This window comes from Photobacterium halotolerans DSM 18316 (genome assembly GCF_000425165.1).
In the GTDB taxonomy this organism is placed as follows: domain Bacteria; phylum Pseudomonadota; class Gammaproteobacteria; order Enterobacterales; family Vibrionaceae; genus Photobacterium; species Photobacterium halotolerans.
Genome location: NZ_KE384322.1, coordinates 88,720 through 113,522, shown reverse-complemented (window position 1 = coordinate 113,522; position 24,803 = coordinate 88,720). Strand labels below are relative to the sequence as shown.

At 53.2% G+C, this 24,803-nt stretch carries 25 protein-coding genes and 7 tRNA genes; 7 read left to right on the top strand and 25 right to left on the bottom strand.

The window, feature by feature from the left end; translation table 11 throughout:
• The first annotated feature begins 2 nt into the window (after window positions 1-2).
• Entirely contained in the window at window positions 3-566 is a 564-nt protein-coding gene (locus tag H511_RS0118290) for an Lcl C-terminal domain-containing protein (protein ID WP_051288310.1), read from the top strand.
• Window positions 567-641: 75 nt separating this feature from the next.
• Here the strand turns inward: H511_RS0118290 and H511_RS0118285 are convergent, their stop codons facing one another.
• From H511_RS0118285 to mutY, 12 genes are all read right to left on the bottom strand, one after another.
• Window positions 642-2,267, bottom strand: coding sequence for a methyl-accepting chemotaxis protein (locus H511_RS0118285; RefSeq protein WP_027253623.1), 1,626 nt, complete (start codon window positions 2,265-2,267; stop codon window positions 642-644).
• Between the two features lie 276 nt (window positions 2,268-2,543).
• Window positions 2,544-3,710 (bottom strand): lytic polysaccharide monooxygenase, encoded by a 1,167-nt coding sequence (locus H511_RS0118280; RefSeq protein ID WP_036759987.1) that lies wholly within the window; start codon window positions 3,708-3,710, stop codon window positions 2,544-2,546.
• Window positions 3,711-4,240: 530 nt separating this feature from the next.
• A tRNA-Asn gene (locus tag H511_RS0118270) sits at window positions 4,241-4,316 on the bottom strand.
• A gap of 6 nt (window positions 4,317-4,322) precedes the next feature.
• A tRNA-Phe gene (locus H511_RS0118265) sits at window positions 4,323-4,398 on the bottom strand.
• Between the two features lie 151 nt (window positions 4,399-4,549).
• A tRNA-Asn gene (locus tag H511_RS0118260) sits at window positions 4,550-4,625 on the bottom strand.
• A gap of 150 nt (window positions 4,626-4,775) precedes the next feature.
• Window positions 4,776-4,851: transfer RNA gene (locus tag H511_RS0118255), tRNA-Phe, on the bottom strand.
• Window positions 4,852-4,885: 34 nt separating this feature from the next.
• Window positions 4,886-4,961: transfer RNA gene (locus tag H511_RS0118250), tRNA-Thr, on the bottom strand.
• A 115-nt stretch (window positions 4,962-5,076) separates the two neighbouring features.
• Window positions 5,077-5,152, bottom strand: a tRNA-Asn gene (locus H511_RS0118245).
• Window positions 5,153-5,195: 43 nt separating this feature from the next.
• Window positions 5,196-5,271 (bottom strand) — tRNA-Phe (locus H511_RS0118240).
• A gap of 151 nt (window positions 5,272-5,422) precedes the next feature.
• Window positions 5,423-6,559 (bottom strand): membrane-bound lytic murein transglycosylase MltC, encoded by a 1,137-nt coding sequence (gene mltC / locus H511_RS0118235; protein WP_027253621.1) that lies wholly within the window; start codon window positions 6,557-6,559, stop codon window positions 5,423-5,425.
• Window positions 6,560-6,689: 130 nt separating this feature from the next.
• Window positions 6,690-6,962 carry an oxidative damage protection protein gene (locus H511_RS0118230; RefSeq protein WP_027253620.1) on the bottom strand — a complete coding sequence of 91 codons (273 nt, stop codon included), beginning with the start codon at window positions 6,960-6,962 and terminating at the stop codon, window positions 6,690-6,692.
• A 78-nt stretch (window positions 6,963-7,040) separates the two neighbouring features.
• Entirely contained in the window at window positions 7,041-8,102 is a 1,062-nt protein-coding gene (gene mutY / locus H511_RS0118225) for an A/G-specific adenine glycosylase (RefSeq protein WP_027253619.1), read from the bottom strand.
• Window positions 8,103-8,276: 174 nt separating this feature from the next.
• Here mutY and trmB point away from each other — a divergent pair, with 174 nt between their 5' ends.
• Window positions 8,277-9,014, top strand: a complete 738-nt coding sequence (gene trmB / locus H511_RS0118220) for a tRNA (guanosine(46)-N7)-methyltransferase TrmB (RefSeq protein WP_027253618.1) — start codon at window positions 8,277-8,279, stop codon at window positions 9,012-9,014.
• 116 nt (window positions 9,015-9,130) lie between these two features.
• Window positions 9,131-10,051, top strand: a complete 921-nt coding sequence (gene glsB / locus H511_RS0118215; RefSeq protein ID WP_027253617.1) for a glutaminase B — start codon at window positions 9,131-9,133, stop codon at window positions 10,049-10,051.
• A 69-nt stretch (window positions 10,052-10,120) separates the two neighbouring features.
• Here the strand turns inward: glsB and hemW are convergent, their stop codons facing one another.
• The 7 genes from hemW to H511_RS0118180 all read right to left on the bottom strand — a co-directional run bounded on the left by hemW (window position 10,121) and on the right by H511_RS0118180 (window position 14,956).
• On the bottom strand, window positions 10,121-11,281 hold the full coding sequence (gene hemW / locus H511_RS0118210; RefSeq protein ID WP_027253616.1) for a radical SAM family heme chaperone HemW: 1,161 nt from the start codon (window positions 11,279-11,281) through the stop codon (window positions 10,121-10,123).
• Window positions 11,281-11,874, bottom strand: a complete 594-nt coding sequence (locus tag H511_RS0118205) for an XTP/dITP diphosphatase (protein WP_027253615.1) — start codon at window positions 11,872-11,874, stop codon at window positions 11,281-11,283. Before H511_RS0118205 ends, hemW begins: the two co-directional genes overlap by 1 nt.
• A 104-nt stretch (window positions 11,875-11,978) precedes the next feature.
• Window positions 11,979-12,407, bottom strand: a complete 429-nt coding sequence (locus H511_RS0118200) for a DUF4426 domain-containing protein (protein WP_027253614.1) — start codon at window positions 12,405-12,407, stop codon at window positions 11,979-11,981.
• A gap of 125 nt (window positions 12,408-12,532) precedes the next feature.
• Window positions 12,533-12,820: a DUF167 family protein YggU gene (gene yggU, locus H511_RS0118195; RefSeq protein ID WP_027253613.1), complete on the bottom strand. Its 288-nt coding sequence runs from the start codon at window positions 12,818-12,820 to the stop codon at window positions 12,533-12,535.
• Between the two features lie 2 nt (window positions 12,821-12,822).
• On the bottom strand, window positions 12,823-13,380 hold the full coding sequence (locus H511_RS0118190; protein WP_027253612.1) for a YggT family protein: 558 nt from the start codon (window positions 13,378-13,380) through the stop codon (window positions 12,823-12,825).
• 9 nt (window positions 13,381-13,389) lie between these two features.
• Window positions 13,390-14,208, bottom strand: coding sequence for a pyrroline-5-carboxylate reductase (gene proC / locus H511_RS0118185; RefSeq protein ID WP_027253611.1), 819 nt, complete (start codon window positions 14,206-14,208; stop codon window positions 13,390-13,392).
• A 46-nt stretch (window positions 14,209-14,254) separates the two neighbouring features.
• Complete coding sequence (locus tag H511_RS0118180) at window positions 14,255-14,956, bottom strand: YggS family pyridoxal phosphate-dependent enzyme (protein WP_027253610.1); 702 nt, start codon at window positions 14,954-14,956, stop codon at window positions 14,255-14,257.
• A 23-nt stretch (window positions 14,957-14,979) separates the two neighbouring features.
• Between H511_RS0118180 and H511_RS0118175 the strand changes: the two genes are divergently transcribed.
• The 3 genes from H511_RS0118175 to H511_RS0118165 all read left to right on the top strand — a co-directional run bounded on the left by H511_RS0118175 (window position 14,980) and on the right by H511_RS0118165 (window position 18,644).
• Entirely contained in the window at window positions 14,980-16,014 is a 1,035-nt protein-coding gene (locus H511_RS0118175; RefSeq protein ID WP_027253609.1) for a type IV pilus twitching motility protein PilT, read from the top strand.
• A 16-nt stretch (window positions 16,015-16,030) separates the two neighbouring features.
• Window positions 16,031-17,137, top strand: a complete 1,107-nt coding sequence (locus tag H511_RS0118170; protein WP_027253608.1) for a PilT/PilU family type 4a pilus ATPase — start codon at window positions 16,031-16,033, stop codon at window positions 17,135-17,137.
• A gap of 190 nt (window positions 17,138-17,327) precedes the next feature.
• Window positions 17,328-18,644: a YjiH family protein gene (locus tag H511_RS0118165; protein ID WP_027253607.1), complete on the top strand. Its 1,317-nt coding sequence runs from the start codon at window positions 17,328-17,330 to the stop codon at window positions 18,642-18,644.
• 144 nt (window positions 18,645-18,788) lie between these two features.
• Here H511_RS0118165 and ruvX read toward each other — a convergent pair whose 3' ends face one another.
• From ruvX to rsmE, 4 genes are all read right to left on the bottom strand, one after another.
• Window positions 18,789-19,217 carry a Holliday junction resolvase RuvX gene (gene ruvX, locus H511_RS0118160; RefSeq protein WP_027253606.1) on the bottom strand — a complete coding sequence of 143 codons (429 nt, stop codon included), beginning with the start codon at window positions 19,215-19,217 and terminating at the stop codon, window positions 18,789-18,791.
• A complete protein-coding gene (locus H511_RS0118155; protein WP_027253605.1) occupies window positions 19,214-19,777 on the bottom strand; it encodes a YqgE/AlgH family protein in 564 nt (187 codons plus the stop codon). The genes ruvX and H511_RS0118155 overlap by 4 nt, the downstream gene beginning before the upstream one ends.
• A gap of 152 nt (window positions 19,778-19,929) precedes the next feature.
• A complete protein-coding gene (gene gshB / locus H511_RS0118150; RefSeq protein ID WP_027253604.1) occupies window positions 19,930-20,880 on the bottom strand; it encodes a glutathione synthase in 951 nt (316 codons plus the stop codon).
• Window positions 20,881-20,895: 15 nt separating this feature from the next.
• The gene (gene rsmE, locus H511_RS0118145) at window positions 20,896-21,627 is read right to left on the bottom strand and encodes a 16S rRNA (uracil(1498)-N(3))-methyltransferase (protein ID WP_027253603.1); all 732 of its coding nucleotides are present in this window, start codon (window positions 21,625-21,627) and stop codon (window positions 20,896-20,898) included.
• Window positions 21,628-21,888: 261 nt separating this feature from the next.
• Between rsmE and H511_RS23755 the strand changes: the two genes are divergently transcribed.
• Entirely contained in the window at window positions 21,889-23,208 is a 1,320-nt protein-coding gene (locus tag H511_RS23755) for a hypothetical protein (RefSeq protein ID WP_036759984.1), read from the top strand.
• A 52-nt stretch (window positions 23,209-23,260) separates the two neighbouring features.
• Here the strand turns inward: H511_RS23755 and H511_RS0118135 are convergent, their stop codons facing one another.
• Both H511_RS0118135 and H511_RS0118130 read right to left on the bottom strand, forming a co-directional pair.
• Complete coding sequence (locus H511_RS0118135) at window positions 23,261-23,980, bottom strand: endonuclease (protein ID WP_051288309.1); 720 nt, start codon at window positions 23,978-23,980, stop codon at window positions 23,261-23,263.
• A gap of 101 nt (window positions 23,981-24,081) precedes the next feature.
• Complete coding sequence (locus H511_RS0118130) at window positions 24,082-24,579, bottom strand: SprT family zinc-dependent metalloprotease (protein ID WP_027253601.1); 498 nt, start codon at window positions 24,577-24,579, stop codon at window positions 24,082-24,084.
• Window positions 24,580-24,803: the final 224 nt, after the last annotated feature.

Here is a 24,803-nt window from a genome sequence, read left to right as displayed (position 1 = left end):
TCATGTTGAAAAAGATTGTTGGGACGCTGTTGTGTGTGTTGTTTTCAGCCAATGCAATGGCGGCATTTCAGTCCTGCTATCAGGACATCCCGGGCAGCGCACCGGATATCCGCTTTAAAGAGAATGACAACGGTACAGTAACGGATTTGCAGACCAATCTGGTCTGGCGCCGCTGCCTGCTGGGAACCCGCTGGGATCAGCAAACGCAAACCTGTGAGGGGACACCGGAAGCTTACAGCTGGAAGAAAGCGCTGTTCCAGATTGATCTCAACGAGAAAAGCGCTGTGATTGACGGTGTGTCAGGCTGGCGGATGCCCAACATCAAAGAGCTGGTCAGTCTGCGCGAAGTGGCCTGTCTGGCACCGGCGGTGAACCTGAAGGCGTTTCCGGGACTGATCCGTACTGAAGAGGAGCAGTGGGCCATGACGTCTACTGTCTGGTCCTCGACACCCCATGCGCAAAGCCAGACCATACTGACCTTTGGTATCAGCGATGGCACTGTGGTGCATTACGGTTACCAGGATTTTGATTTCGGGGTCTTGCTGGTGAGTGATAACGCGCAGTAATTCAGGCTGTGGTGCCGCTCAACATCCAAACCCCACAGTGCGTGGGGTTTGGTGTGTTCAGGGCTGGCTGGCAGGTCAGGATTTCAGCGTAAACTTCTGTGTCCACTGCTCCAGTTCATGATACAGACGGGTTAGCGAGCGGGTACTGCTATGGCTTTGACTGACCACGTCAGACAGCTGGTTACCGTTTTCTTCAATCATATTGATACGTGCTGAGATATCGTCGCTGACCTGTGTCTGCTCGGCGGCCGCGGTGGCAATCTGGTGACTCATTTCGGTAATGCTCTCCAGCGCTGAGACTATCTGGTTCAGTGCATCTGAAGCTTCCTGAGATTGCTGCACCGTGGACTGGCTGGTCTCGGCACAGGTTTCCATGGTTTGAATGGCATTGCGCGATCCGCTTTGCAGGCGGCTGATCATTTGCTGAATTTCCTTGGTGCTGTTTTGCGTGCGACCCGCCAGATTACGGACTTCATCGGCCACGACCGCAAAACCGCGTCCCTGCTCGCCGGCACGGGCTGCTTCAATCGCGGCATTCAAGGCCAGCAGGTTAGTCTGCTCAGCGATATCACCGATAACCTCCAGCACTCTGGCGATACTGTTCACTTCGGTATCCAGATGAGATACAGCCTGACTGGCGATGCCTAACTGATCAGCCAGTCCCTGGATATTGTTAACGGTGGAGAGGATCAGGTTCTGAGTGACCTGGCTTTGCTGATCGGCACGCTCAGTATTGCTGGCCGTTTCACTGGCCGATTCGGCGACATTATTCGCTGAAGAGGCCATTTCCGTCATCGCAGTGGCAATCATGACGGTGGACTGCTGCTGGCTGTCGGTCAGGCCGGTAATCATGCCGGAACGCGACGATACCTGATCAATTTCGCTGCGCAGCGCCGACATGGATTGCTTGAGATTATTGATCAGTTCTGCCAGCGACAGGCTCATGGTCTGGACGGCATAGTAAATGCTGCCCGGCGCCGCCCGGTGGGCAAAATGCGTGGTGATCTTGCCATCGGCCACAGCCTGAACCGCGGCCTGCACATCGTCGGGTTCGCCGCCCAGCAGGTTAATAATGCGCTTACTGGCAAAAATCAGGACGCTGAGAATGGCCACTGTGATGAACAGGCACAGAACCAGCTTCCAGCTGGCGGTTGACCAGAAACGCTGGTTGACTTCGTTATAGCCAATCCCTGTCCCTACATACCAGCCCCAGTAAGGCGTCTGGCGGGCGATGGAAAATTTTTCTTCAATGCTGCCGTCGGGCTGTTGCTGGGTCCAGGTATAATGAGCAAGCTTGCCCCCGCTGGTTGCCACAGCCTGCTTGAGAATGTTACCGACACTGTTACCTTGGCCGTCTTTGAAGTCATGGAAGCTGGTGCCGTGCAGCTGAGGATCCAGCGGCGCAGCAATAAACATCAGCTTGCTGTCGGCCACGTAGACATATTCGTTGTCTTTATAGATATTTTTTTGCAGCAGGCGGGTCGCCAGTGCTTTGGCCTGAGGCTCATCGAGAATGCCTTCCGCAGACATCTTCTCGATTTCAGTCAGGATATTGTAGGTGCTGCTAAATAACTGCGTGACTCTGGATTCATTGTCCTGATTGCTGGCCATTCGCAGCGTCCACAGGCCAGTCATCATAATAAATAATAAAGCGAACAATATGATGCCGGATAGCCAATATGTTTGTGTCCTGAGTTTCATTCCCTGCTCTCTTGGTAATGCATAAGAGGCCTCCTGACATGCGGTAAGGAGGAGTTATTTTTCATCGTAAAAAAATAGTAATTCAGGTTGCGAAACGTTCAGAGAAGGAAAGTGACAAAACATGATCTGGCTTAAGAGGATAAGTTTTAGCTATTTACCTTTTGAGTGAACTATGGTTACTGATTGATATAACAATAGTGTTCCGGGCTGGTAAGGGCAGGTGCTGCAGAGCGAACAAAGGGTGGTATTTTACAGCCCATACCACCCAGAATCCGGTTAGTTTAACTGCCAGACATCGGCCTGACCGGGCTGATCGCCTTTCGTCCACCATTTCGCCGTGTAGAGCTGGCCCTGATAGATGACTTTGTCGCCGGCCACATACACCTGACTCGCGAGCCACTCAGGGGCCGCCGGAACCACTTTGATATCCAGCTGGTAGGTGTATCCCTGATTTTTCAGGTAAACCTGATTGCCAAAGAGATCCTGAGTATCAAAAGCAATGGCGCCGTTAGTGTCTTGCTTGCCGACCTGCACCATTTGCGGATAAGCCTGATTGACTGTGGCAGCCAGCGTTTCGGCCCAGACAGCCTGAGACTGATTGGCGGTGGTAATGGCTAACTGCTCTGAGACGGTTTCCTGGCCATTGTGGTCAAAAATACGGAACCAGGCTGACTCACCGGGCTGGGCCAGATCTGTTGCTTTGACATAAGCGCCCGCGCTGGTCCAGCTATCCGGTTGTCCGCTGTCTGTACCTGCAAAGCGGATATCACTACAGTTATAGAAACCTTCCCCTGCCGGGTCTGCGCGCTGCCAGCGTGTAAACAGCACGGCATCACCGGTACGATCCGTCGGCAGGGTGATGGTCATCTGGTAATACTTGAGGCCATTAATTGTGGTAGTGGGCACATTACCAAACTCTGCCACCAGATCCAGATCAGCCCAGGCAAGCGCTTGTGCCGCGCTGTCAAAGCCAGGTTTGCTCAGATAAAACTTCCAGAAGCTGGGGCTATGTGGTGTTTCAGCCCGGTAGAGCAGTGTCAGCTGACCATTGTCAGTGAGCTCCACCAGAGTTTTCTGCCAGTAAGGGGAGGGGAGATCGATGCCGGATTTTTTATTATCGGCACCTGAACAAAGCGAGCCATCAGGAAGGGCTTGCTCGACCGCCGTCTGATTATTGTAATCTGAGACCAGCCGGGAAAATTCAGGCTTCTGGATAAAAGGGTACCAGCCCGATTGCAAAAAGGCGGCGCGGCAGGCGGCGTTTGGAATGGTAGAGCCGTCTGTTGAATCCCAGTAACCCCCGTCACGATCGCAGATTTCCTGTCTGGCCGGCGGATAGTCCATATATCCATGGGCGTGGGCCGTGGCTGACAGTGAGCTGAGCACTGAGGTGATGCCAAGACACAGCAGCCCTTTCCTCCATGAGGCGTATTGAACCAACATTTTCTCTCCTTAAAACAAGTTTAATAGTGCGTGATTGCATTTAAGGGTTTGGACGAGGAGTGTTCAACAGGCAAATCAAAGAATGTAAAGAAGGGAAGTGACTCAAAATCTTGCATCATAATTTGCATCGCGTATTAAATACTTGGGAGTAAAAGCCGGTTTTGATTAGCCACTGCAGCTGTAGTTAATTGATAAAAAACACATGAACCACTCATCGGGGGTGATAAAAAGCGAGCAGGAGGCGATACAACATGTTTGGGCAACCTGCCAGATAGAGATGCACCTTTACGGGCAGGCAGATGTCAGGGAGGCAGATAAAGAAAAACCCCGGTCTTTCGACCAGGGCTTCTGAAGTGGCTCTCCTGCTGGAGTTAACGTGGCCGGCCAGGCCAGCGACAATGAATGCGTAGCATTCAATATGTCGGGATGTCGGGTGATGGATTGTTGGCGAGGGGATAATAACGCTGGGTAGAGACGTTTAAAGGGACGCATAAAGAAAAACCCCGGTCTTTCGACCAGGGCTTCTGAAGTGGCTCCCCCTGCTGGACTTGAACCAGCGACATACGGATTAACAGTCCGCCGTTCTACCGACTGAACTAAGGGGGAATTGTATGGTGCCTCGAGGCGGAATCGAACCACCGACACGAGGATTTTCAATCCTCTGCTCTACCGACTGAGCTATCGAGGCAGAACAAAGATTAACATCTTCGTTTTGCTGTTTGGCTCCCCTGCTGGACTTAACGTGGCCGACTAGGTGCGGCCGGCCAGGCCAGCGACATTGAGCACATAGTGCTTACCAGTTTGGAGGATATACACTGCAATTAAGCAATGCATTTAATTGGCTCCCCCTGCTGGACTTGAACCAGCGACATACGGATTAACAGTCCGCCGTTCTACCGACTGAACTAAGGGGGAATTGTCTTGCTTTATAGTGTCAACAAAACACCATAAAATAATATGGTGCCTCGAGGCGGAATCTACCGCGCCCGGCCAGGGACCGACACGTTGTCGCATCGCGACAAACAGATATCGTTGCTGCTTTGTAGCACCATAAGTTTTTAAATATGGTGCCTCGAGGCGGAATCGAACCACCGACACGAGGATTTTCAATCCTCTGCTCTACCGACTGAGCTATCGAGGCAGGGCAAAGCATTAACTGCTTCACTCTAAATAAATGGTGCCGACTACCGGAATCGAACTGGTGACCTACTGATTACAAGTCAGTTGCTCTACCTACTGAGCTAAGTCGGCACACGAATTTGGCTCCCCCTGCTGGACTTAACGCGGCCGGCCAGGCCAGCGACATTGAGCACATAGTGCTTACCAGTTTGGAGGACATACACTGCAGTTAAGCAATGCATTTAATTGGCTCCCCCTGCTGGACTTGAACCAGCGACATACGGATTAACAGTCCGCCGTTCTACCGACTGAACTAAGGGGGAATTGTCCTGCATTATGACGTTACCAGAACACCATAAGGAAATATGGTGCCTCGAGGCGGAATCGAACCACCGACACGAGGATTTTCAATCCTCTGCTCTACCGACTGAGCTATCGAGGCAACGGAGCGCTATTAAACGGGTTTTGGCCTTCATCGTCAATACCTTTTTCCATAAAAAAGTGCGAATGTCGATTGCTTGCTCGCTTTTTGTTCGCTGAGGTTCAGGAGTCGGCGTTATTCCGGCCATTGAGCGCAAAGTTATTACTCTGTATCAGATTTTTCCGTTATGAAACTCTTTCTGATAGCGGGTCACTTTCTCTAAATAACGACGAGCTTCTGCTTTGGGATGCTTGTTTGTTAACGCCCAATAAACCTGATTCGGCTGCAGCTGGTTTAAATCCTGCATCGCCCGTTTGCGGTTACGGTTGAACGCGCTCAACACCCCACCGGTTCCGCCATTGTAGGCTGAGATCATGCTGTAATGCAGCGACAGCGGGTTGCGGACCTCTTTCAGATAGCGGTTTTGCAACAGGTAAAAATAGGCGGTGCCTGTATCGATATTTTTCGCCGGATCAAACAGATACTGCGGGGAAGGCTGCCCGGCTTGCTTTTTCACCAGCTTAAAGACATCCGCCCCGGCGGTTTTCGGCACAACCTGCATCAGGCCATAGGCATTGGCCGGGCTGACGGCATAAGGGTTGAAGCTGCTTTCAGTTTTAATGATGGCGTAAATGAGGTCTTCTTTAATGCCATAACGGCGAGAGGCATCCCGCACTATGTCGGCGTATTTGTAGCTTCGCTTACTGACGTGGTCTGCCACCATGGGAATATCGACGTAATAGGCCTGCTGAAAGCGAACCTGCTTCTTCTTGAGCTGATTGTTGACCAGATATTCAGCATAGCGTTTAGCCCGCCAGGACCATTCAATGGACTTTCCATCCTGATCCAGCACCTGACCAAGTAAGAACGGGCTGCCACTCAGGGCGAAATCCTGGGCAGAATACAGATCCACCTCAGCGGGATCGGCGGGAGTGAGCAGTGTGGTTGCGATCGCATTGATCAGATGCTGTTTGGGATTGGTGGTCGCGACCGTTTCAATGGTCACAACCCCTTTGTCGAAGTCGACATGGGCCCGGCTCTGGTAGCCATCGGTATATTTGACGTAATGGCGCTTACTGGCAATCAGGACGTTATCATCCCCCCAGCGCTGCTTAACCTGGCCGCTGAAACTATGGATCAGACGATCAAGAGCCGCGGTATCTTTGGTAAATTGTCCGGGCAATGGCGCCAGATTTTTGGCAAACCGATTGGTCGGTGCGTAATTCACACCGTAGATATTTTCAATCAATTCACGGCTGCAGCCACTCAGGCTCAGTGCCAGTACGGCAAGAAGGAGTGTTTTTTTCATGTTATTCATATAAAAAATGACATCACTTGCTTTTGGCAAATAATGTCATTTTATTATTGTTCACGGTACGTTTTTCAGGCATTGGCGCCTGAGAACGTGACATTCGTGCACATGAAACCTGCGCTGAGTGTTACTCGCTCGGTGGCGTATAACCGTCGATGACAACATCCTGACCTTCGAACAGGAACTTCACCATTTCTGCTTCCAGCAGCTTGCGGTGCTCCGGATCCATCATATTGAGTTTCTTTTCGTTGATCAGCATGGTCTGTTTGCTTTGCCATTCAGCCCAGGCTTCTTTAGAGATGTTATCGAAAATACGTTTACCCAGTTCACCTGGATACAGTTGGAAATCCAGACCTTCAGCGTCTTTCTTCAGTCGGGCACAAAATACAGTACGGCTCATGGGATCCTCAGTTAGCTTATTTGCCAGTCATCAAAGACTGGTCACTGGTTTCTTTCCACTAGTTTCTCGGTTATCCCGTCACGATTCAAGCTCGTAACGCAGGCTTTCCAGAATTTGTACCACGGGGGCGGCTAATCCTACCTGTGGTGGGTTGAGCAGGTTATACCATTGCCCGTGGTGACTGTCGTTGATCATGGATGGCAATTGGGTGAGCTGGTATCGCAGCGGCACTATGTCGAGATGATAGTGACTGAAAGTATGACGAAAAGCGTTGAGGTGCTCAGCCTTCAGTGCGTCAGATACCGACGCGCCAAGGCGCTGGGTGAGCAGTGGCTGGATATTTTCGCTGTCGTGTTGCGGAAAGCACCATAATCCGCCCCAGATACCGACAGGAGGCCGCTGTTCCAGCCAGACTTCACTGCCATGCTGAAAGATGGCAAACCAGGTCTGCTTTTCCGGCAGGGTTTTCCTGGGCTTCTTACCCGGAAAATCGGCCTGACGGCTTTGTGCTTTCGCCTGGCAGAGATCGGCCACCGGGCAGAGTTCGCACTTTGGCTTGCTGCGGGTACATATCATCGCCCCCATATCCATCATGGCCTGGTTGTAGCGCTCCACGCCCTCCGCCGGGGTGTTCTTCCCGGCAATTTCCCACAGGGCGTTTTCGACCGGCTTTTTCCCCGGCCAGCCTTCTATGGCATAGCAACGGGCCAGCGTCCGTTTTACGTTGCCGTCTAAAATCGGATGATGTTGTTTGAGAGATAACGAAAGCACGGCTCCTGCTGTGGAACGACCCACGCCTGGCAAGGCCATAACCTGCTCAATCGTTTCCGGGAACTTACCATTGTGTTCAGACACTATCTGCTTTGCGGCTTTGTGCAGGTTTCGGGCCCGGGCATAATAACCCAGACCCGTCCACAGATGCAGAACCTCGTCCTGATCGGCTTCGGCCAGATCGCTGACAGTAGGGAAGCGCGCCATGAAACGTTCAAAGTAGGGAATGACAGTGGCGACCTGGGTCTGTTGCAGCATGATTTCAGACAACCAGACTTTATAGGGCGTTTTGTTGTGCTGCCAGGGCAGGGTTTTGCGGCCATATTTGTCGTACCAGACCAGAATGGCGTCAGAAAAACGAGTACTCACAGGGGATTGCTCACTTTATTATCGAATTGGTGCAGGCAAGTTTGCGTCTGCGGTGCTGATTGCAACACAAAGCGCTGCCGGCTTCAATCTGTCAGGGCACTTGCACTCGGCCGTGAACTTTGGATAATGCCGGATCCATTAGTGCCAAACACTCCACATTTTAGGTAAGGACCCATGAGCCAAGAATCCAGAACAAACGCTGACGTCACTCTGACTGAATACACAGAAGACGGTAAGCTGGTACGCAAGATCCGCAGCTTTGTGCGTCGTGAAGGTCGTTTAACCAAGGGCCAGCAACTGGCGCTGGAAAATAACTGGGCGAACATGGGGATCGATTTTGACAAGCAAGCACTGAACTGGACTGAGGTTTATGGCCGTGAAGGCCATGTGGTGCTGGAAATTGGCTTTGGTATGGGCGCCTCTCTGGTTGAGATGGCAAAGAATGCGCCGGAGAAAAACTTCATCGGTATTGAAGTGCACAGCCCTGGCGTCGGCGCCTGTCTGATGGCCGCCGAAGCGGAAGGCCTGACAAATCTGCGTGTGATGTGCCATGACGCCGTTGAAGTGTTTGAGCATATGATCCCGGATGGCAGCCTGGATACAGTGCAGTTGTTCTTCCCTGATCCGTGGCACAAAGCCCGTCACCATAAGCGCCGCATTGTACAGCCTGCTTTTGTGGAAATGGTACGTAAAAAGCTGAAAATCGGCGGTATTTTCCACATGGCAACAGACTGGGAAAATTACGCAGAACACATGGTGGATGTGATGAAAGCGGCGCCTGGTTATGAGAATACCGCACAGGATGGCGATTATATCCCCCGGCCTGAAGAGCGTCCGCTGACCAAGTTTGAAGCCCGCGGGCATCGACTGGGTCACGGTGTGTGGGATATGAAGTTCGCGCGAACAGAATAATGTGCTATGGTTCAAAGCCATTCAGGAGCAACATAGAGTAAGATGTTGACCCGAAAACATTATTAGCCTGAAAAGCCAGCCTCTGAGTTGGCTTTTTTGTCCTCTGGAGACAGTGAATGAAGCCAAATAAGCAGTTGCTGAATGACATTCTGGATGAAGTCAGACCCTTAATCGGCCAGGGCAAAGTCGCGGATTACATCCCTGCGCTGGCACAGGTTCCCGCCAACAGGCTTGGCATCGCAGTCTGCTATAACGACGGTGAAATTATTCAGGCCGGCGACAGCGAAGAAGGCTTCTCAATTCAGTCGATCTCCAAAGTGCTGAGCCTGACTCTGGCCATGACACTGTATGAGGCGGATGAAATCTGGTCCCGGGTCGGTAAAGAGCCGTCAGGGCATGCGTTCAATTCAATGATCCAGCTGGAGCTGGAGCAGGGAATCCCGCGTAACCCTTTCATTAATGCCGGTGCGCTGGTGGTGTCGGATCTGCTGCACAGCCGCCTCTCAGCGCCGCAGTACCGGATGCTGGAGCTGGTGCGCAGTCTGGCGTGTAACCCGGATGTCGCTTACGACAAGGACGTGGCAGCATCGGAAATGCAACACAGTGATCGCAATGCGGCCATCGCCTATCTGATGCGGGCGTTCGGCAATTTCAAAAACGATGTTGTGCCTGTGCTGGGTAATTATTTCGGCTACTGTGCGCTTAAAATGAGCTGTGTTGATCTGGCCCGCACTTTCAGTTACCTGGCCAACAAAGGCATGCCACTGGGCACAGATACCCCGCTGATTTCGCCCACGCAAAGCAAACAAATCAATGCACTGCTGGCAACCTGTGGTCTGTATGATGGTGCCGGTGAGTTTGCCTATCGTGTCGGCATGCCGGGTAAATCCGGGGTTGGCGGCGGTATTGTCGCTATTGTGCCTGGGGAAATGTCGATTGCGGTCTGGTCGCCCGAGCTGGATGCCTCGGGCAATTCAGTGGCCGGCACCGCCGCACTGGAGCTGCTGGCAGAGCGGATTGGCCGCTCTATTTTCTGATCGTACCCGATCTTTTGTGTCTGCAAGTGGCCATCGCTGGCAGCAGGCTGCCAGCGAATAATTGCCTTGTTACTGGTCTTCCTCGACAAAAGCGGCCAGTAAATCATTCAAAAAGAGCTTTCCCTGTTCGGTGATTTGCCAGCTGTCGCCTTGATCCAGCAGATATTGCTTGTCCAGCGCCCAGCTGATCGGCTGGCGAATACTGTCCAGCGACAGGCCAGTCCGCTCGACATAGTCCTGCTTCGGGCAGGCTTCCAGCAACCGGAAGCGGTTCATGAAAAACTCAAACGGCCGCTCTTCATCACCGACCTGGGTTTCCTGATCCAAATATGCCTTTTGCGGATTGAGATAACCGCGCGGGTGCTTCACTTTCACGGTACGGGTGATGCGGCCGTCAGCAAAGCTCACCTTGCCGTGGGCGCCGCAGCCAATGCCAAGGTAATCGCCAAAGCGCCAGTAATTGAGGTTGTGCTGGCACTGCATGCCGGGTTTGCTGTAACCGGAAATTTCATACTGCTGATAACCCGCCTCGGCCAGCAGCACATGGCCCTGTTCGAAAATATCCCACAGATCATCGTCATCCGGCAGGGTCGGCGGTTTGGAATAGAACAGCGTATTGGGCTCGATAGTCAGCTGATACCAGGACAGATGCGGCGGATTCAAGGCGATTGCTTGCCTGAGATCTGACATGGCATCTTCGACGGATTGATCCGGCAGGCCATGCATCAGATCCAGATTGAAGCTGTTCAGCCCGGCCTCTTCGGCCAGTGCGGCAGCGCGCACAGCTTCGCCTTTGCCGTGAATCCGGCCCAGGCGTTTGAGCTTGTCATCCTGAAAACTCTGCACCCCGATGGAAATCCGGTTGACGCCCACCTCGCGGTAAGCCTGAAACCGGCCGGCTTCCACTGTGCCGGGATTGGCTTCCATGGTGATTTCAATCTGGTCGCTGAACGGGATTCTGGCCTCAATGCCTGCCAGCAGCCGTCCGATCTCCGGTGCGGAAATCAGGCTCGGGGTGCCGCCACCGATAAAAATGGAGTGCAGAGCCCGGCTGCCATCAGCCAGCAGATAGCGATCAAGATCGATAGCCAGATCCTCAAGCAGAGCGTCGATGTAATCCAGCTCGGGAATGTCGTGCTTCAGCGCATGAGAGTTGAAGTCGCAGTAGGGACATTTCTGGACACACCAGGGAATGTGTACATACAGGCTCAGTGGTGGCGGTACTAACATCAGGCGTCCTTCAGGGCAGCAAAGAGGTGTTGCAAGGCTTTGCCGCGGTGTGACAATTGCTTTTTACGTTCAGGGGACAGCTCGGCTGAGGCGCAGTCGGCTTCCGGTACCCAGAAAACAGGATCATAGCCAAAGCCATTCTCACCTCTGGCCTGCTTAAGAATACGTCCTTCCCATTTACCGTGGCAAACCAGCGGTGTCGGGTCATCGGCATGGCGCATCATGACCAGTACACAGTGGAAGCGGGCGGTGCGTTCAGCATCCGGCACATCTTTCATGGCATCGAGCAGCTTTTCCAGATTCGCCTGATCGCTGGCGCCTGCTCCGGCATAACGGGCAGAGTAAATACCGGGTGCTCCTTTGAGGGCATCCACTTCCAGACCGGAATCATCAGCAATCGCGGGCAGACCGGTTTCTCTGGCGGCGTGACGCGCTTTGATAATGGCATTTTCAATGAATGTCGTGCCGGTTTCGGCGACATCAGAGACGTTAAGATCCGTCTGGGCGATGACCTCGAAACCGAAATCGGCAAGCAGGTTGGCCATTTCACTGACTTTCCCCTGGTTGCCGGTCGCAAGTACTAATTTGCTCATGAAGACTCCTGGTCTGTAAGGCTGGGGCGCTATGATACCCACAGCCAGAGCAAATGCCAAAGACAGAAAAGAAGCGTGCTCCTCCGCTTTTCTGCTGGCGCGGCTTATTCGGCGAAATAGGTCTGCTCGAACTGAATATTACCGCTGGTGGACTGGCGGGAGACATCAATATTAAAACGGAAGCGCTCCTCATTGGCATGGCTCAGTTCGGCAATGTAGTAGATAGCATCGCCTTCGCGTACTTCACGGAAAGTAAGGTTTTTCTCATTGCCGACCAGATTGCGCGCCGTTCCACTCACCTGTGCCGCCACGGCAGGTTTACCTTCGGCGCTGGTATCGAGCACAGTGACATTGATCAGGGCCGAATAGCGGCTGCGCTGAATGCGGTAGTTCTTTGCGATATCCGCCGTCAGGAAGGTAGACGGAAAGGTGGAATAATGAACTTCCAGCTCGCCGATGTTTTTGAGTTGTTCTGCCTGTGCTGGCAGGGCAAAAGCTATGGTTGCAATAATAGCAATCAGTAACTGTTTCATGGTGTTGTCCTTCTATCCTGTTGAAGTATGCCAGATGGAGTAAGACCTTACATTCTAAAGGGATAAAGCGTTAATTGTTTAAAGTATAGAGTGGTCCGCGGACGGCGTCTTTGCGGGAATCAGAATTACAGCAAGGCGCTGACGAGCGGGGGTATGGCTTGCGGTGCTTGTATCCGTACGAGTTTGTGCCGGCCCGTTTCTCCCTTTTCTATGATGATTTGTCCTTTGGCTACCCTGAACTGCTTGGCCAGAAATTTGACCAGGTGGCCGTTCGCTTTGCCGTCAACCGGCGGAGCCGTGATGGCAACTTTGATTTCGTCGCCATGAAGGCCGACAAACTGATCCCGGCTGGCCTTGGGTTGTACATAAAAGCGGATCATCAGATCCGCTTTATCGATACAGACAGGTGTCAGGCTCACAGCTGGAACCAGATAGGGCCAATCAGATCGCCCATCAGGATATTGGCGAAGTGCAGGCCAACAAAAAGCACCAGTACGCTCAGATCCAGGCCGCCAATGGCCGGAATGATGCGGCGGATTGGCGCTGTCATCGGTTCGGTCAGCTGATGCATCACGTACTCGATCGGGCTGCGTCCCTGGCTGACCCAGCTCAGGATGGCACGGATCAGCAGCACCCAGAACAGCAGTCCACCGGCCGCTTTGAGCAAGGATAATCCGGCGATCCAGAACAGATCCGGGCTGAATGCCACTCCGCCATTGGTCAGCACCACTTGCAACGCGATAAACTTTCCTACCGTGAGCAGGTAAGCAAACAGCACAGTGGCCAGATCGAGCGAGCCGATTGAAGGGATAACACGACGCAGTGGGCCGAGGACAGGCTGGGTGACTTTCACCACAAACTGGGAAAAGGGATTATAGAAATCCGCCTTGGCCCATTGCAGCCACAGTCGCAGCAGCACCACCATGATATAGAGATCAAAGAGGGTGCTGACTAAAAAAGCAATAGCATTCATATTGTTACCTTAAAATAATTTTTCCATTTCCTGTGCGCGGCTGACAGCGGCCTGCATGGCTTTGGCTACGATATCACTAAGTTGCGCTTCATTAAATGTGCGGATCGCCTCTGCTGTGGTGCCGCCTTTTGAGGTCACCTGTTCACGCAGGGTTGACAGCTCTGTGTCCGGGCTGGCGATCACCATGCCGGCTGCGCCCAGTGCGGCCTGCTGAACCAGTTCACGCGCGGTCTCTTTGTCAAACCCCTGACGGATCGCTTCGTTCTGCATGGCTTCCATGAACAGGAAAAAGTAAGCAGGTGCACTGCCGGCAGCGGCAATCACGCCATTGATCCCTGACTCTTCTGATACCCAGCAGGTTTTACCTACCGCTGCCATCAGGCTGTCAGAGAAATTACGATCCTGAGTGCTGACACTGGCATCGGCATACATACCGCTCATGCCTTTGCCAATCAGCGAAGGGGTATTGGGCATCACCCGCACCAGGCTGACTGTTGCTGCCAGCATCTCCTGCAGGCGAGCAACTGAGATCCCCGCAGCGATGGAGATCACCAGTTTGCCGTCAAAATCGATGGCTTGCAGCGGCTCACAGACACTGGCCATTAACTGAGGTTTGACCGCCAGTACGATGACCTCGGCTTGCTGGGCGGCGCGCAGATTGTCGCTGTCGGTATGAATACCGTATTCACGAGCCAGTGGTTCACGGCGCTCGGCACTTGGCGCGGTGGCGGTGATTTTATCGGCAGGATAACCGCTGGCAACCAGGCCGGCAATGATGGAGCGGGCCATGTTACCGGCGCCGATAAAAGCGATTGTACGTTGTTCCATGAGAAATCCTTCTGAACGTAATGAGCGCCTGATGCTTCAAGCGAATTTAACTGTAATCCCTGGCGCCAAAGATAGCGGTCCCGATGCGCACCATAGTGCTGCCGGCGGCCACGGCCGCTTCCATGTCGCCGCTCATGCCCATCGACAGGGTATCCAATCTGGCTTGCGGCAGGCGTTGCTGCAAAGCATCTCTGGCCTTTGCCAGCGCGGAAAAGGCGCTGAGCTGGCTGGTATAGTCGTCGGCTTTCTCCGGAATCGACATCAGCCCGCGCAGCTCTAGATTGGGTAAGGCGGCCACTTCAGCCGCCAGCTCTGCCAGCTCATCAAAGTCGACCCCCGATTTGGACGCCTCGCCACTGGTGTTGACCTGAAGCAGTATTTTCAGCGGCGGCAGTGTTGCCGGGCGCTGCTCGCTGAGCCGGCGGGCGATTTTGAGCCTGTCGACCGAATGCACCCAGTCGAAATGTTCGGCTATCGGGCGTGTTTTGTTGGACTGGACAGGGCCGATAAAATGCCAGACTAACGTTTGGTCAGACTGAGAAAAATACTGAATTTTCTCAACGCCTTCCTGAACATAGTTTTCGCCAAAGGCGTGTTGTCCCGCCGCAATGGCTTCAGCAATGGCGCTGACCGGTTTGGTTTTACTGACCGCCAGCAGTTGCACTGAATCTGTATCGCGGCCGCATTTTTCGCAGGCCTGCCGGATCTCGCGGGTGACCTGTGTAATATTTTGTTTGATACTACTCATAATTGATTCTTTAGGGAAAATGTATGGATATCACCGAACTACTGGACTTTAGTGTAAAGCATAACGCCTCCGATCTGCACCTTTCCGCTGGGGTATCGCCAATGATTCGGGTAGACGGTGATGTCAGGCCGCTCAGCATCCCGCCTCTGAGCCATGAAGAGGCGAACCGGCTGATCACTGACATTATGAATGACGGCCAGCGGCGTGAATATGAAGAAAGGCTGGAAGTGGATTTTTCTTTTGTCTTGCCCGATGTCGGCCGGTTTCGGGTCAATGCGTTCCAGCAGTCCCGCGGCTGTGCCGCGGTGTTCCGTACCATTCCTCAGTCTGTGCCTTCACTGGAAACCTTGCAGGTGCCTGAGGTGTTTTACCAGATTGCCCAGAGCCAGCGTGGTCTGGTGCTGGTAACCGGGGCGACGGGGTCAGGGAAATCCACCACCATTGCCGCTATGGTGGATCATATTAACACCCACACTCACCGCCATATTCTGACCATTGAAGATCCGGTGGAGTTTGTACATCAAAGCAAACGCTGTCTGATCAATCAGCGCGAAGTGCACCGGGATACCCACAGCTTTCAGAATGCACTGCGCTCGGCGTTGCGCGAAGATCCCGATGTGATCATGGTGGGGGAACTGCGCGATCAGGAAACCATACGCTTAGCGCTGACGGCGGCCGAAACCGGCCATCTGGTGCTGGGCACCCTGCACACCAGCTCGGCGGCCAAGGCCATCGACCGGATTATTGATGTCTTTCCCGGCAATGATAAAGCCATGGTGCGCTCCATGCTGTCGGAATCACTGCGGGCGGTGATTGCGCAGACCCTGCTGAAATGCCCCGGCGGCGGCAGGATGGCGGCCCATGAAATCATGCTGGCAACCCCGGCGATCCGAAACCTGATCCGGGAAGATAAAGTGGCGCAGATGTATTCCATGATCCAGACCGGAGCCGGGATGGGAATGCAGACGATGGAGCAGGCCGTTAACCGCTTAATGGCCCAAGGGTTGATTGAGCCTGAGGAAGCCGCCCGGGTGGTTGAGCGAAATCAGGGATTATGAGGCAGGACAACTAGCCATGAATTTGGATTTTATTCTCAGCCAGATGGCCGACAAGCAAGCGTCCGACGTGTATCTCACTGTGGCGGCGCCCTGCCAGCTGAAGATTAACGGGCGGCTGTGTTCACTCGGTGAATGTCTGTCGGCAGAACAGCTGACTGCTTTGTGCCAGCAGGCAATGTCTGCCGAGCAGTGGCAGAGCTTTGTCGGGCTCAAAGAAGCAAACTTTGCGCTGGTGCGCGGTGAGTGCCGTTTTCGTATCAGTGCCTTCTGGCAGCGTGAGCAGCCGGGCATGGTGATTCGCCGTATTGAAACCGTTATTCCCGACATGGATTCTCTCAGCCTGCCTGAACCCATGAAAGCCATGGCGCTGGCGAAACGGGGCTTGATTCTGGTGGTCGGGGCGACCGGTTCAGGTAAGTCAACTTCCATGGCCGCGCTGACAGGGCACAGAAACCGCCACAGCAGCGGTCATATTCTGACGGTTGAAGACCCGATAGAATTTATTCATCACCACCAGCAATGCATAGTGACCCAGCGCGAGGTCGGTCTAGATACCGCAAGCTATGAAGTGGCGCTGAAAAATTCTTTGCGCCAGGCACCGGATATGATTCTGATTGGTGAAATACGCAATCAGGAAACCATGGAGCATGCGCTCAATTTTGCCGAAACCGGCCATCTGTGCATGGCGACCCTGCATGCCAATAATGCCAATCAGGCGCTGGAACGGATACTGCATTTAGTGCCGAAAGAGCGGCGGGAGTCGTTTTTGTTTGATTTGTCGCTGAACCTGAAAGGGATACTGGCGCAACAGCTGATCCCCGATCCCTCCGGTGAGGGACGTCATGCGGTGTTTGAGTTACTGATCAACACGCCCAGAGTGTCGGATCTTATTCGGCGCGGAGAATTGCATGAACTGAAAGCCACCATGGGCAAAGGCCGTGAGCATGGCATGATCACTTTTGATCAGTCGCTGTATGCACTGTTCAGGCAAGGCAAAATCCGTGAGAACGATGCCCTCAGTTATGCCGATTCGGCTAATGACTTGCGCCTGATGATCAAAACCGGCCAGTCAGGCCAGAGCTCAGGTGGCGGGCTGGACGGGGTTACGATCCGGTTTGACTGATACCAGATACAGCCGGGGAGCTTTTGCCCACCCATGATCCCAGAGCGGATCAAGCTGTACAGCTTGTGATATTGTTACTCTTGCGTTAAATCTTTGTGATCCCCTTAGTGGTTTCAAAATAACCACCTTGCGCTCTGTTTACCCTCTCTCTATATGTATATACAAATAACGTGTAGAGGGAGTGAATAACATGGAACAATCTCAGTCTCGTGTCAGTGCATCGGATGCACTGGCACGTTTCCGCTTACTGTTTCTCAGTGCTGTCGGGATATTTTTCTTTTTCGTTCCAATTTCTGTGAATGGAAAATCGACTATCCCGCTGGATCATTTGGTTAGTCAAATCAAAGTCTGGCTGGGGAGCGGTGTTGCCTGGTATGCCTTTGCCATGATAGTGATAGGTGCTGTCTATCCTTTTGTTACCGGCCAATGGTCAAAGAGCCTGACAGATAAAGTCTTTTCTGTACTCAAAGTCATGGGCGCCGGCGCAGCACTGATGGCGGTAACAGGGGCTGGGCCAGAGTTTCTGCACAGCAAAGACATGCTGCCGTTTCTGTTCGAGAAGCTGGTGATCTCGGTCGGGCTTATCGTTCCTGTCGGGGCTGTTTTCCTGTCGTTTCTGGTCAGTTATGGTCTGCTGGAACTGATTGGCATCCTGGTGCAGCCTGTGATGCGGCCGATCTGGCGTACACCGGGGCGCTCTGCGATTGATGCGGTTGCCTCATTCGTCGGCAGTTATTCTCTGGGGTTGCTGATCACCAATAGAGTATACAAATCAGGGCAATACTCAGCCAAAGAGGCGGCGATCATCGCCACCGGCTTCTCGACCGTATCGGCCACTTTTATGATCATAGTGGCGAAAACCCTGGATCTGATGTCGGTCTGGAACCTGTATTTCTGGGGCACTCTGGTGATCACTTTCATCGTCACCGCGATTACTGTCCGTCTGCCGCCGTTACGTCAGATGGATGAATCCGTGGCGGATCCTGAACCTGATGCCGGCAGCGAAGGGCGACTGCAGACAGCTTACCAGACCGGCATGAATGTGGCCCGTCAGGCACCGGCTGTGGGCAGCAATGTCTTATCTACCATCAAAGACGGCCTGGTGATGACCATTTCCATCCTGCCATCCATCATGTCTGTGGGCCTGATTGGTTTGCTGGTGGCGAAATACACCCCAGTGTTTGAGTGGCTGGGCTATCTGTTCTACCCGTTTACCGCGGTGTGGGGCATTGATGGCGCGAAAGAACTGGCGCAGGCCTCGGCATCGGGTCTGGCGGAAATGTTCCTGCCTGCCTTGCTGCTGCGCGAGGCGGAGTTTGTGGTGCGTATGGCGGCGGGCGTGATTTGTGTGTCCAGCGTGCTGTTCTTTTCTGCCTCCATTCCCTGCATTCTGTCGACTTCTATTCCGCTCAGTGTCGGGCGGCTGGTGGTGATCTGGTTTATCCGTACCGCGCTGAGCTTGCTGCTGGCGATTCCGTTTGCGATGTTTGTGGCCGGGCAGATGTAAGTTTGCCATCACAGTGGATTGATAACGTTGAGTGACAAAAAGCCCTGAAGCGTTTGCTTTCAGGGCTTTTTTTGTCGGCAGCGTTGATCGTTCAGGGCTTTGGGTCAGCCATGATCTCAAAACTAAAAACGCTGTACCGAGCGATCAACCGTATTGCTGTTCGAACCAGCTTTCGAGAATAACCACGGCAGACTGAGAGTCGACATTACCTTTGCTGAGTGAGCGGTAGCCACCACGAGCAAAGAGATCTGAGCGCGCTTCGACCGTACTCAAACGTTCATCATGCAATTCGACCTGACATCCGAACCGGCCGTGCAGGCGGTTGGCAAATTTGCGGGCGCGTGGGGTGATACTTTCCAGCTCCTGGCCGTAAACATCCAGCGGCAGGCCGACCACTATCAGGTCGGGTTGCCATTCTTTCAGTAATTTTTCAATCGCTTCCCAGCTGGGAATACCGTCGTTGGCTTTGAGGGCCGAAAGGGGATTGGCTGTCCCCGTCAGTTCCTGACCGATGGCGGCGCCAATGCTTTTGGTGCCAAAGTCGAAGGCAAGTACTGTACGAGAGGTGCTCATGAATGTCCTATTTCAGTGGATAAGTTAGCGGAATGGATACCCAGTTTGGCGACGGCTTTGTCCCAGCGTTCATTGATGGGAGTTTCAAACACGACCTTGGGATCCGCTTCCATGGTCAGCCAGCTATTGTCGGCCAGTTCCTGCTCCAGCTGACCGGCGGTCCAGCCGGCATAGCCAAGGGCAACCAGAAATTGACTCGGCTCATCCTTGGTACCCAGCAAAGGCAGGATATCGGTTGATGTGGTCATCTTGATCTCTTCGGTCAGATCAAGGCTGGAGCTGTATTCTTCTTTGCTGTTGTGCAGGATAAATCCCCGGTCACCGGCCACCGGGCCGCCTATCATGACAGGTTTTTCCAGGCTGGCAGGGTGGGCAAGTGGCAAGTCGCGCTCCACCTTGATCTGCTCCAGCATGCTGCCGACAGACACATCAATTGGCAAGTTAATGACAATGCCCATCGCGCCTTCGTCATTATGCTCGCACACATACACCACACTGCGTTTGAAGTGCGGATCTTGCAGACTGGGCATGGCCACCAGAAAGTGATTGGTGAGATTCATCGTTCAGTCCTTACACACCCTCAGACAGGCTTTCATAACTACAGTATGAGGACTAATTGGCCTAAATGGTAAGTCTGAGAGAGATGCCGTTAAAAATGAAAACATGACGTGTTGTCAACTTCAGCAGACAACACGTCCGGGGGATATCAGGATCAAGCGGTTTTCAGGCGGCGTTCTATGGCATCCATCAGTTTGCCTGTAATCGAAATATCATACGCCGCTTCAATTTCGCGAATACAGGTCGGGCTGGTGACATTGATTTCAGTCAGCTTGTCGCCAATCACATCCAGGCCAACAAAAATCAGCCCTTTTTCTTTCAGTGCCGGTGCGACAGCTTCAGCAATTTTGCGATCAGTTTCGCTCAGCGGGCGGGGTTCGCCGCGGCCACCGGCGGCCAGATTGCCGCGGGTTTCCCCTTCGGCCGGAATACGGGCCAGACAGTAAGGCATCGGCTCGCCGTCCACCACCAGAATGCGCTTGTCGCCGTTACTGATGTCCGGCACGAACGTTTGCGCCATACAGTAGTATTCACCGTGATTGGTCAGGGTTTCAATAATCACCGACAGGTTAGGATCCCCGGCTTTGACGCGGAAGATCGACGAGCCGCCCATACCGTCCAGCGGTTTGAGAATGATATCGCCGTGTTCCTGCTGGAAAGCGCGGATCTTATCTGACCGGCGGGTCACTATGGTGGTGGGTGTCAGCTCAGGGAACCAGGCGGTGTAGAGTTTTTCATTACAGTCACGCAGGCTCTGGGGTTTATTGACGATCAGGGTGCCCTGTTCTTCTGCGCGTTCCAGAATATAGGTGGCGTAGATGTACTCGGTATCGAACGGCGGATCTTTACGCATTAGCACGGCATCGAGCTCGCTCAGTTCGATTTCCTGCTCACCGTGGAAGCTGAACCAGTCGGTCGGATCTTCCTGCAGTTTGACGATCCGGGTCCGGGCGATCGCTTTGCCTTGCTCCAGAGACAGATCAGCCATTTCCATATAATGGATTTCCCAGCCGCGACGCTGTGCTTCAAGCATCATCGCAAAGCTGGAATCCTTTTTGATGGTAATGGACTGGATGGGATCCATCACAATACCCAATTTGATCATGTCTTTTCTCCTTGGTTAGCCAAGATCGCCAAAGCGGACCTGTAGCGCAGTAATAGCCGTCATAGCGGCAGTTTCAGTTCTGAGAACCCGGGGACCCAGCAGCACTTCGCTGAACCGGAACGTTTCTGTCATACTGATTTCCTGCTCCGACAGACCGCCTTCCGGCCCGATCAGCAGACGGACCCGGGTCACCGGTGCGGGCAGGGTATTTATGGAATATTGGGCTCTTGGGTGCAAATTCAACTTCAGGCCGTCAAATTCTTCCGCGCACCAGTCTTCCAGTTTCATCACAGGACGGATTTCCGGCACCACATTGCGGCCGCATTGTTCGCAGGCGCTGATGGCGATTTTTTGCCATTGTGACAGTTTCTTGTCGAACCTGTCCTGAGTCAGTTTGACACCGCAGCGCTCTGAGATCAGCGGCGTAATGCTGTTAACGCCCAGCTCGACGGATTTCTGAATCGTGAATTCCATCTTATCGCCGCGGGAAATTACCTGGCCCAAGTGCAGATCCAAAGGGGACTCCACACTGTGCTCAACACGGGCTGAAATTTCTACTTCGACATGTTTTTTACCGGCTTCTGTAATGACAGCCGGGAATTCAGCATTGCTGCCGTCGAACAACAGAATTTCCTGGCCTGGCTGCATGCGCATCACGCGGCCGACATGGTTGGCGGCGTCGTCACTTAATGGCACTCTACCGCTTGCAGGCAGGATCTCAGGATGGAAAATACGTGGCACTCTCATAGTATTAAATTCGTTGGCTTTGATGGTTATTCCTGGCGTCAGTATATCAAGCTTGGCGGCAATGTACCGAACATTGCACAGTGCTGAATACTGCGCGCTGAAACACAGCAGAACCGCGCTGAAATGTTATCTCGCGCAAAAGCTGCACGAGCCGACATTGATGCGGCTCATAACTCCGGTAAAAAGTCAGTGGGGTTGACCTCTGTATCCCCTAAAATGCCGGCTTTGTAGCGACGCTATTGAACAGGGGACAGAACAAGAATGACAATCACACAAGGAATCCGCCGGCTGGCGATCCTTATGTCAACCTTGCTGGCGGCGGGCTGTGGCGGTGACGGTAAGTCAGGCGAGCGCGGTCTGAATGTGGATGGCGATCCTTTGCTGGCCAGCCTGCAACCGTACCTGAGCACCAGTCCGTATGGACTGGCCGCCGAAGATTGTGCTGTCATCTATAAGCAGGGGCAGTCCTGTCAGTTGCAGGATATCGCGCCGCTCGGCTATGACATTCAGGGCGATCTGACCCCGGATGACATCGCCCAGCGATTGCTGGTGTCCCACCACTGGATGGGGGACAGTTTTATGGATGTGGTGCGTGATTTACCCCAGAATGTGCTGAACCTGTTCAGACCGCTTAATGTCATTGTTCTCAGTTTTGATATTCGCCCGTCCTTCTATCACACAGATACTGCAGGCATTTATATCGATCCGCGTTATCTGTGGCGCAATCAGGCGGAATGGAATGATATTTATCAGCAGCAAGATTACCGCTCCGGGTTTGCAGATCCCCTGCCGTTTCTGGCTATGCAGCGTTACGTGTACAGCAATGGGGGTTATGTCACTTACAGCAATAGCTTTGATGTGAATGACAATTACTGGCGGACCAAATCAGAAATCGCGCCGGGACTGTTTAACCTGTTGGTCCATGAGCTGGCGCATGCCAATGATTTCCTGCCGCCGGATCAACTCAGTGCGCTGGATGCGTCAACCAGCATAGGCAGAAACATCAAGCTGATTACAGGCAACTGGATTCAGACATCATTGCGACAAGCCCATGCGCTTTCAGCAGGCAGTTTACAATTGATGGCAGAGAGTTATTTTGGCGGCGCCTCGGCGTCAACCAGCATGTCGCCTGAGCAGGCAGGATCGGCGTTCGAGGCTGATGGTGCCGCCGATTTTTACGGCTATTACACCGGCGCTGAAGATGTTGCCATGCTGTTTGAAGCTTACATGATGTGGCGGGAATATGGGGCGGTCTCTGATGTTGCCTTTGTGTCTTCACCGGCTTTTGCAAACTACAGCTGCGACGATCTGATCATTGGCTGGGGCCAGCGCAACCGGCTGGCACAGAAAGAGGTTGTACCGCGCGCCAGGCTGGTATCGGAAAGTCTGTTGCAGCAGGATCTGAGCGCTGAATTTGCAGCGATAGCCAGCTCAATACCGGTGGATCTGCCGTACGGCTACGGCTGGTGCCAGGCGCGGACTGCTGTGATGTCGGCCCGATTTGAGCGTTTCAGCCGTGAGGCACAGGTGCCGGTTGCCGACCACAGCCAGCGTTACCTGGACGAGATGCTGCGTCACTAAGCATTAAGCATAGGCAAACGGCTGAGAGCCCCTGATCTCAGCCGTGGTTAGATCAAAGTCCTGCTTGCCGACAGGCTTCCAGCACAAAGCCGTTATGCTTGTGCTGGATGTTGGCAATACGTCGATCCCTTTCGCATTCCCAGGGGCTGACCGGATAGCTCTTATGCCAGGCCTGCATCAGCTGGCGCTGACTCTTGGCGAGTTGAAAGCGGTATTCCTGCTCCATATAAAGATAAGTGCGGGCAATGGCTCCTCGGGCACGGGGTGGCGGATCCACCCGGCGGTTTTTGAAATCCACTTTGATATCACACTGACCGTAATAGGCGCCGTCATTTTCACGCCAGGGGGTAAACCTGTAGTTGGAACGATCGCCGTTCACTTCGCCAATGGCCGGGGTCAGGTTATGCATGTCGGCTTCCATCTTGCTGAAGACCGGGTCTTTACGGCAGTTTTTACGCCCGCCATCCTGCCAGCATTGCAGCTGATGGCCAAACTGCCAGGCCGGCACCACGTGCTCCCATTCAATCCGGCTGGCACGCCTCTCCTGCTTGCGTACCTGATAGCCACAGCTGTTTAAGTCCGGGACGCCCTTTTTCCCTTGCCATTCAATCCGGCAGCCGCAGTAAAAGCTCTCGTTGTGATCCTGATAAATGTTGACCAGCAGTTTTTTTGCTTTGGAGAAGTTTTGCGGTGGGTCTGCCAATACGGGATTGGACAGGGCACTGACGCTTAGCAGCGCGACAGTCATGAGCCTTTTCAGCTTGATTAACATGGGATTTCCGGTGACTGAATACAGGGTGATGATGTTATCAGTACCGGAATTTTTTAGAAGTGTTTCACGTTATCTGTGTGTAAAAAATCAAATTTTCAATATTACTGCGGCGCATTTCCAGCAACGGGCGTTAAGGGCTGGCGGCATTGCATGCAGTGATAGATGGCCTGCTGACGCAGAATTTTATTATGCCGCCTGACAGTGAGCTGATGCTCCCGGCACTGGCAGCGGTAGGGGAAAGTACGCCCGCTCACAGAAGAGATATCGAAGCTGTGGGTGGTGCGCGCCGGTACATTGAACACCTCAGTCATCATTTTTTGCCATTCAGGGCCATGTGGGCGCACTTTGCCGTGAATGGCAAAAGTGAGCAGATGGGCGAGTTCATGGGGAACCACTTCGGCCAGGAAAGCGTGCGGGTTTTCTGCCAGTAATACCGGGTTATAGCGGATCTCCCAGCTTTGCATCCGGGCACTGCCTGCAATTTTACCGCGCTGGGTAAAGCGGATGGCCGGATCAGGAAACTGTTTGCCAAGCTTGTTTTCAGCCCGGCGAAGGCAGGCGAGGGTACGATCAATAATGGCTTGCTGTAGTGAGTCCATAATGCTGAAAGGTGAACAAACAAGGGGTTCAGTATGTAAGGTCTGGCGCGGATTTTCTACCTGCGATGGGCCTGAAATGCGTCTTGTACAGCAGTGACAGTTTTTAGTACATGGGTGGTCAAAACCTCCGGGAGCTGTACAGGCACAGATGATCAGCTTTCCGAGCGATTGGAATATGGGAAGTAAAAAACAAAAAATATGTTTATTTTCAGTTTTTTATCTTT